This window comes from Vibrio sp. 10N.222.54.E6 (assembly GCF_041473955.1).
GTDB lineage: Bacteria > Pseudomonadota > Gammaproteobacteria > Enterobacterales > Vibrionaceae > Vibrio > Vibrio tasmaniensis_A.
The window spans coordinates 1-216 of the sequence record NZ_JBFRTD010000084.1 but is presented as its reverse complement, the minus strand read 5'-3'; the positions used below and the strand labels follow the sequence as shown (position 1 = coordinate 216).

1 tRNA gene is annotated in these 216 nt (G+C 34.7%); it reads right to left on the bottom strand.

The features are described 5' to 3' along the window. Window positions 1–73 precede the first annotated feature (73 nt). Window positions 74–150, bottom strand: a tRNA-Met gene (locus AB4513_RS24575). Between the last annotated feature and the right edge of the window lie 66 nt (window positions 151–216).

Genomic DNA, 216 nt, shown 5'->3' with positions numbered 1-216 from the left:
AATCTTTATAGTTATATCGATATTGGTGATTCAATATAACGTTGTTTGTACTTTTTCTTTCATAAAGAAAGAATGGTGGCTACTGCGGGATTCGAACCTGCGACCCCATCATTATGAGTGATGTGCTCTAACCAACTGAGCTAAGTAGCCAATAATGAATTTTTATGTATTCACTATTTTATCTCTAATTAAAGAGAAATAATGGTGCGGTCGGAG